We start from the raw sequence: 6,000 nt of genomic DNA, 5'->3' as shown, positions 1-6,000 counted from the left end.
CAAGGTTCCTGGGGGCGAGTGGCATAAGGGAAGACTAGCACCCCGAACCCCGGACACGGAAGCGTTCCAGCCAATCTCACCGGATCACGACAAGCAGCGTGCGTCATCCTGCACACCCGGATAGACTCTGGGGCCAGAGCACACCACCCCTCCCCACTCCAGCCAAACGCGCCAATACGGCCTCAGGAAACCGAGGCGGAAAGCGGGTTCGAAAGAAAGGCGGGCTTGATTTATCCCCACGGGAATCCTCAAATGCGGGCCTGCGATACCATTTCCGTGTCACCAGAACTATCCGGAAGGGAACGGACGTTGACCGAGGAAGAGACGAAGCGCTGGCGCGAACTCTCCAAGATGCAGAAGTCCCGGCTGTGCGCGTTGTACCGCCAGTTGGGCCACGTGTGGAGCAAGCACCCGCTGGAGAAGTGGACGAAGGAAGAGATCATCTCCGGCATTCTTGAAATCGAGTTCCGCGAGGAACGCGCGGAGACGCGGGCGCACTTCGAGGACTACACCAGCGCCAGCTACGGCGGCCCCCACGCGGTCGACGTCGACCAGCCGTATGGCTACCGGGTCGAACGGCGCGACGGCACGGAGTGGACGTTCACCACGGGCTACCAGACCCAGCCGGAGGTCGAGGACGACCGCCCCCGCTGTTCGGTCGACGTCGCCATGCGCGCGGTCACGGCGACCCGGTACGGGCACGGCTACTACGGCCCGTTGCGCGTCTCCGTCTGGGCGCACCGCGGCGACGCGGAGCACTACCGCCAGCCCGTGCCGGACACCGCGGAGTGGTTCGAGTTCGGCCCGAACATGCTGCTGGAGGAGTGGCGCGCGAAGCAGCGCGTGAAGGAGACCCAGGGTTGATGCCGCGCAAGAGTGAGGGCGCCGGCCCATCGAGTCTCGGCGCCCTTCAACCCGGAAGCCCGGTGGTTCCATGGAATCACCGGGCTTCCGGGTTGAGACGGGACTTTAGGGGGAGGGCGGATTGTCGCCGATCTCCGGGGCTTGTTCGACATCGCCGATGGCGGCGAGGATCCCGTATGCGGCGCTGCGGGCTTCGTTGCTCGGGACCGCGCGGGCCCATTCGGTGAGCACCTTCTGGTTGATCGGCTCCCCGGCCTTCAGCCTGAGCACCGGCTGACGGGAGGCCGGCACCGTGGCGTCAGCGGTGCCGAGAGCGCCGCCCAGGCCGAGGCTGACGATGGCGGCTTTCAGGCCGGCCTCGGTCAGATCCCCGTTTTGCTCTGCCCTGTGCCAGACCTCAAGGACCTTTTCCGGGCCGTGCTTGTCGAATACTCCGCGCAGGGGGCGGATGGTGTATTCCTTGATTTGCTTGCGGACGTACGGTGCGAGAATTTCAACGATGGGTTTCGCGCGGATTTGCTTGTTCGCGAGATCGCCGGAATAGCCGTAGTGGGCTTGGCACCAGGCGTCGAAAGTCGGGTAGCCATCGAGGCGCCAGAGCTCTTCGTCACGGACGATGCGCAGCGGCTCGGCGACCCACAGGATCCACTGTCGCTCTATCCAGACCAGTGCCTGTTCGATCTGATTGTTTGCGTACCTGAGGGCGTCAACGCAGTAGGTCAGACGCTCGCGTGGGTCGGACGACTGAGGCGGCCGAAAGTCAGAATGGGCGTCGGAGACTTGCGGAAGACGGGGCCTCGCTGGAAGACGATTCGTCTTTTGGTCACGGTGACGCGAAGACGAATCGTCTTCCGTCTTCGGTGTCGCCTGCTGCTCGGTCCGCTTGTCCGGGGGCAGTTCGTTGCCCGTCTTCGTGTTCGCCATCATCTCGGCGATCGAGGTACGGCGTCCCTCAGTCATCAGCTGTGCACCTCCGGCAGTGCACGCTCCTGTGCTTCGAGTTGCCTGACCAGATGTGCGGCTCTGGTGAGGCCGTGCTCCATGGCAAGGTTGACGATGTCCAGCCGCGCTTGCAGCTCGGCCCGGTTGTCGTGGTACTCGGTGACGAGCTTTTGCGCGTTGGCGTGGACGCGGTAGCGGCGCGGCGCTGTGTTCGCCACGGGATAGCCGTGGCGCTCGCACCACCGCTTCGTCCCGTCGACGTACGCGTCTTCTTTGCCTGGAAGCCACTTGTTGACGACCACAACGTACGGGATGCGGCGGGGCCGCAAGATGCGCTCGATCGTGTACTCGGTCGGCTCGTAGCAGTCCGGTTCACAGAGCGTGGGCACCATCGCGTCGTCAGTCTGGCTGAACACGGCGTCCAGGATGGCTGCCGTCTTGTCGTTCTCGCCGAACGGGTTCGCGCCCTGCTCCAGCTCCGCCAACGTCGGAGGGGTCCAGCCCGGGGTGTCCACGAACACGTTCGTGTAGGGCAGGCTCTTGAGGTACTGGATGTTCTCGACATCCGAGCTGATGTCGAGCGTGTCGAAGGGGACTTGAGAGAGCTGCGCTGCCCTCCACAGGGTGGTGCCCTGGGGGTCAGCAGAGGCGACAGCCACTTTGGCGCTGCCGTCGGGGTTGGGGCCGAGGACTTCGGCGACGACTGCCGCGCAGCTCACCGCGAGGAACGATTTCCCTACTCCGCCTTTGCGGTTGACCGTTGCATGTACGCGTGCCATGAAGGGTCCTTCCGTACGCTTCGCCACCCGCACAGGCGGGCGGTTACTTCGGGGGTGCTGCGCACAGTGTGCCAGCGGGCGGGGCAGACCCGGCGAAACCAAGGCTGGTGTCGGGGGCGCGGCGGGTGCGTCGGGCGAAGTGCCGGCGCCTCGGGTCGGCTACAAACGGCGCGCAGCGCCTGGTCCACGCGGGCCATGGTCTCGGCGGGGACCGCGGGGCCGCCCGCCCCGAGGGGAGCAGGGCGGGCGGCCGGTGAGGCGGGCTCTCCTCGGGGGTGGAGCGCCCGCGCCTGGCCCACGGCGGATGACCGACGCCGAAGGGCCGTCCCGCACGGCCGGTCTTGCCTGGCCTGGCCTGGTACCGCACGGGAGCTGTGGGGCCGTCCCAGACCCGTACGCGGGCGTGGGACGGAGCTGGACCGGCGGCGGCCGGGTTGTGACGTCCGACCGGCCGCCACCGGGGTCTACAAGGGTCAGGCGATAGCCGGTTGACTCTGCATGAAGTGAGCGAGGGCCTGAGCCTTGAGGCGGGCGAGACAGTCAGCACACGCCATGAAGGGCGCGTGCTGGCCGTCCCACTGCACCGGGCCGAGCCAGATCACCGGCAGGCCAGTGCGCTCGCACCCGAGCCAGCAGTCACCAGTGACCCACTGCTGCGGCATCCGTCAGCCCTCCGCAGGGCCGACGATGAGGAGCCAACCCGTCGCGTCGGCCGCAGACTCCTCGTCCTCGTCCGCCTCGGGCTCGTCGTCCGCCTCGGGGGCAGTCATCTCGGTCAGCGTCAGCAACGCCCGCGCCGAGGTGCCGAGATCAAACAGCCGTGTCGCCTGGTCGGCCGGCCGAGCAGCGGGATCGAGGGCTTCGTCAGCGTGCCGCAGCACGACCCGCGCCAGGGCCTCCATGTCCTCGCTCAGCTTCGGCACGCGCGCCGCCACCTCGGGGGCGAGCAGCCGCACGTGCCCCTCAAGTTGCAGCACGAGGAGATCCGTCTCGACCGCCGTCCTCGGGCGCGTGTCCCACAGCGCCGCGTGGCACGCCTCCCGGATCGTCGCCCCGTCGATCGGTGCGGTGTCGTCAGATGCCACGGTGCGCCTCCTGCTCTGCCGCCGCGCGCTCCCAGCTCCATCCGATCGAGATTTCGCGGTCTTGTAGTTCCCGGAGTGCGGCGAAGCGCTGCTCGTGGTGGGACTCCGGCGCGACGGAGCACGGCCAGCGGGTGATCACCGTGGAGACGTCACCGGCCGCCAGGAAGGCGCGCATCGCGCACCAGCCGAGCCGCCGGCCGGGGTCGGGCTCCGCGCCGTACAGGTCGCCGAACTCGGCGACGATGGACAGGTCATGCGCCGCGGCGTACGCGTGGCCCTCCTCCCGCGCCCGCGCTTCAGCGTCAGAGCGCCCCGACTCCCGCAGGCGGTGGGACCGTTCGACGCACACGTACAGCACCGCCGTGCCGGTCACTAGGACACCTCCGTGACGCCGTACATGCTCGCGCACGGGAGGCAGGCGTACAGGCGCACGTCGGCCCCGCGCAGTATCCGCACGGGGAACCGCCGGTCCGGCGTTCCGGCACACCAGCAGCAGGAACGGCCATGACGCTGCCGGTCAGAAAGGCGTTCGAAGTGCACGGCCGGGGCGTTCACGAGGGCGCCGGTTTCCGGGGGCGGGGCCGGCCGGGAGCGCGCGGCCTCCGTGGTCCTGGTGGTGCTCGTACTGCGGTGCTGCTCCTGCTGCTGTGGGGTCATCGCGGCCTCAACTGCTCGCGGACGGGGTGAAGGGGCGGCCGTCCCCGACGGGGGGGCAGGGACGGCCGCAGCTCGAACGGGCGTGCAACTACCGCCAGTTGATCAACGACTGACAGCGAGTCACCAACAATGGCAGAATGCACCCATGGAAGCATGATCTGCAACCTTGGAACTAGGATCCGCAAAACTAGAACGTCAGTGCCATGGACCTGCAAATCCCGAGGCGGGCAGACTGCACCCGTGAGCACACCGGATGACCCCGAAGAGGGGGTCAAGCAACCCGAGTCGTACCCGAGTTGACCCGCAGAAGGGCAGGCCACCGATGGCAACTGTTCGCCTCGTCCCCACCGTTCGCCGGCGACGTCTCGGCGGCGAACTGCGCAGGCTGCGCAACCAAGCGGGCGTCAGCATCGACGCCGCCACGGACGCGATGGAATGGGACCCGAGCAAGCTGTCACGGATCGAGAACGCGAAAGCGCACCTGCCCGTAAAGGACGTGGCGCCGCTCCTGTCGCACTACGGCGTGGAAGACCCGACGGTGATCGCCGCCCTTGAAGGGCTCGCCCAGGACGCCAACAAAACCGGCTGGTGGACGACATACGGCTCGGTCGTGGCCGACGGGTACAAGGACTACATCGGCCTCGAAGAGGACGCCGAGAGCACCCACATCTACGCCCAGGGCATCATCCCCGGACTCCTTCAGACCGGCGCCTACGCCCGCGAGATCATCGCCGGAACCGGCCCGCACCTCACTCCTGAAGACGTATCCGCCCTCGCGGAGGTCCGCAAGAAGCGTCAGGCCATCCTCACCGACGGCAGCCGCCCGAACGGCCCCCTCAAGCTGTGGGCGATCATCCACGAGGCAGTTCTCAGCTACAGGTCCGCTGCCCGACCGATGCTGATGCGCGAGCAGCTTCGTCATCTGCTCGACATGAGCGACCTGCCGAATATGACCATCCAAGTCATGCCCAGGGATGCCCCGGCACACCCCGGGATGGCTGGCCCGTTCCACGTCGTCCGGTTCCCGGCACCCTGGCCCACGGTGATCAACTTGGAGAATCTCCGGGGCGGCTACTTCGTCGAAGGGACGGACGATGTGAAGGCGTTCGAGTCAGCGTTTGAACTGATCGTCGCCGCCGCGCTTCCCGTGGACGACTCCCGGGAGACCATTAAGAAGATCATGGAAGGAACTCCCTCATGACCACAGAAGACAGCGCCGCGCTCGACCTGACGGGCGCCGCCTGGGTGAAGTCGTCGTACTCCGACGCCGCACAGCAGTGCATCGAGGTCACCGCGAGCTTCCCCGGCGTCGTGCCGGTCCGGGACAGCAAGAACCCCGAGGGACCCGCCCTGGTCTTTCCCCAGGCCGCGTTCGCGGAGTTCGTCAACGCCGCCGTAGCCGGCGAGTTCGGCGACGCCTGATCACTGCCGCACCAACACACGAGGCCGCCCCCAGGAGGATTGGGGGCGGCCTCGCTCGTTCGTTTCCCCTCGGACCCTACCCACCCCGCCCCGGCTGTCCGCCCGCCGGGTTTACGGTCGCCGATCCGGGGTGTGTGCTGATGACAGAGGCCGGAAAGACCCCTGGTTCCCGGCCGCTCCGATCCGCAGATCTGCGGACGGCCGACCGGTTGGGAGCGTGGTCGGGATGGCGACGTGCGAGGGACCCGGGT

General features: G+C 67.6%; 8 protein-coding genes. 3 read left to right on the top strand and 5 right to left on the bottom strand.

All coding sequences use genetic code 11. The features are described from left to right. Nucleotides 1–309 precede the first annotated feature (309 nt). The gene (locus H8R17_RS37610) at nt 310–864 is read left to right on the top strand and encodes a hypothetical protein (protein WP_187827704.1); all 555 of its coding nucleotides are present in this window, start codon (nt 310–312) and stop codon (nt 862–864) included. A gap of 105 nt (nt 865–969) precedes the next feature. Here H8R17_RS37610 and H8R17_RS37605 read toward each other — a convergent pair whose 3' ends face one another. The 5 genes from H8R17_RS37605 to H8R17_RS37585 form a co-directional block, all read right to left on the bottom strand. Beyond that, entirely contained in the window at nt 970–1,824 is an 855-nt protein-coding gene (locus H8R17_RS37605) for a hypothetical protein (protein ID WP_187827703.1), read from the bottom strand. Continuing rightward, a complete protein-coding gene (locus H8R17_RS37600; RefSeq protein ID WP_187827702.1) occupies nt 1,824–2,585 on the bottom strand; it encodes a ParA family protein in 762 nt (253 codons plus the stop codon). Before H8R17_RS37600 ends, H8R17_RS37605 begins: the two co-directional genes overlap by 1 nt. A 665-nt stretch (nt 2,586–3,250) precedes the next feature. Continuing rightward, nucleotides 3,251–3,670: a DUF6415 family natural product biosynthesis protein gene (locus H8R17_RS37595; RefSeq protein ID WP_187827701.1), complete on the bottom strand. Its 420-nt coding sequence runs from the start codon at nt 3,668–3,670 to the stop codon at nt 3,251–3,253. Then, on the bottom strand, nt 3,660–4,043 hold the full coding sequence (locus H8R17_RS37590; RefSeq protein ID WP_187827700.1) for a hypothetical protein: 384 nt from the start codon (nt 4,041–4,043) through the stop codon (nt 3,660–3,662). The genes H8R17_RS37595 and H8R17_RS37590 overlap by 11 nt, the downstream gene beginning before the upstream one ends. Continuing rightward, entirely contained in the window at nt 4,043–4,327 is a 285-nt protein-coding gene (locus H8R17_RS37585; protein ID WP_187827699.1) for a hypothetical protein, read from the bottom strand. The genes H8R17_RS37590 and H8R17_RS37585 overlap by 1 nt, the downstream gene beginning before the upstream one ends. A gap of 322 nt (nt 4,328–4,649) precedes the next feature. Between H8R17_RS37585 and H8R17_RS37580 the strand changes: the two genes are divergently transcribed. Both H8R17_RS37580 and H8R17_RS37575 read left to right on the top strand, forming a co-directional pair. After that, complete coding sequence (locus H8R17_RS37580; RefSeq protein ID WP_187827698.1) at nt 4,650–5,528, top strand: helix-turn-helix transcriptional regulator; 879 nt, start codon at nt 4,650–4,652, stop codon at nt 5,526–5,528. Then, nucleotides 5,525–5,749, top strand: coding sequence for a DUF397 domain-containing protein (locus H8R17_RS37575; protein WP_187827697.1), 225 nt, complete (start codon nt 5,525–5,527; stop codon nt 5,747–5,749). The genes H8R17_RS37580 and H8R17_RS37575 overlap by 4 nt, the downstream gene beginning before the upstream one ends. Nucleotides 5,750–6,000 lie beyond the last annotated feature (251 nt).

It is taken from the genome of Streptomyces sp. TRM68367 (assembly GCF_014495685.1).
Lineage (GTDB): Bacteria > Actinomycetota > Actinomycetes > Streptomycetales > Streptomycetaceae > Streptomyces.
The sequence above is the reverse complement of the archived record's forward strand: the minus strand, read 5'-3'. Positions and strand labels throughout refer to the sequence as shown.

Bases quoted from the DNA above. Each gene is read 5' to 3' on its own strand.
- H8R17_RS37585 (WP_187827699.1), bottom strand. From the start codon at position 4,327: ATGACCCCACAGCAGCAGGAGCAGCACCGCAGTACGAGCACCACCAGG.
- H8R17_RS37605 (WP_187827703.1), bottom strand. From the start codon at position 1,824: ATGACTGAGGGACGCCGTACCTCGATCGCCGAGATGATGGCGAACACG.
- H8R17_RS37575 (WP_187827697.1), top strand. From the start codon at position 5,525: ATGACCACAGAAGACAGCGCCGCGCTCGACCTGACGGGCGCCGCCTGG.
- H8R17_RS37600 (WP_187827702.1), bottom strand. From the start codon at position 2,585: ATGGCACGCGTACATGCAACGGTCAACCGCAAAGGCGGAGTAGGGAAA.
- H8R17_RS37580 (WP_187827698.1), top strand. From the start codon at position 4,650: ATGGCAACTGTTCGCCTCGTCCCCACCGTTCGCCGGCGACGTCTCGGC.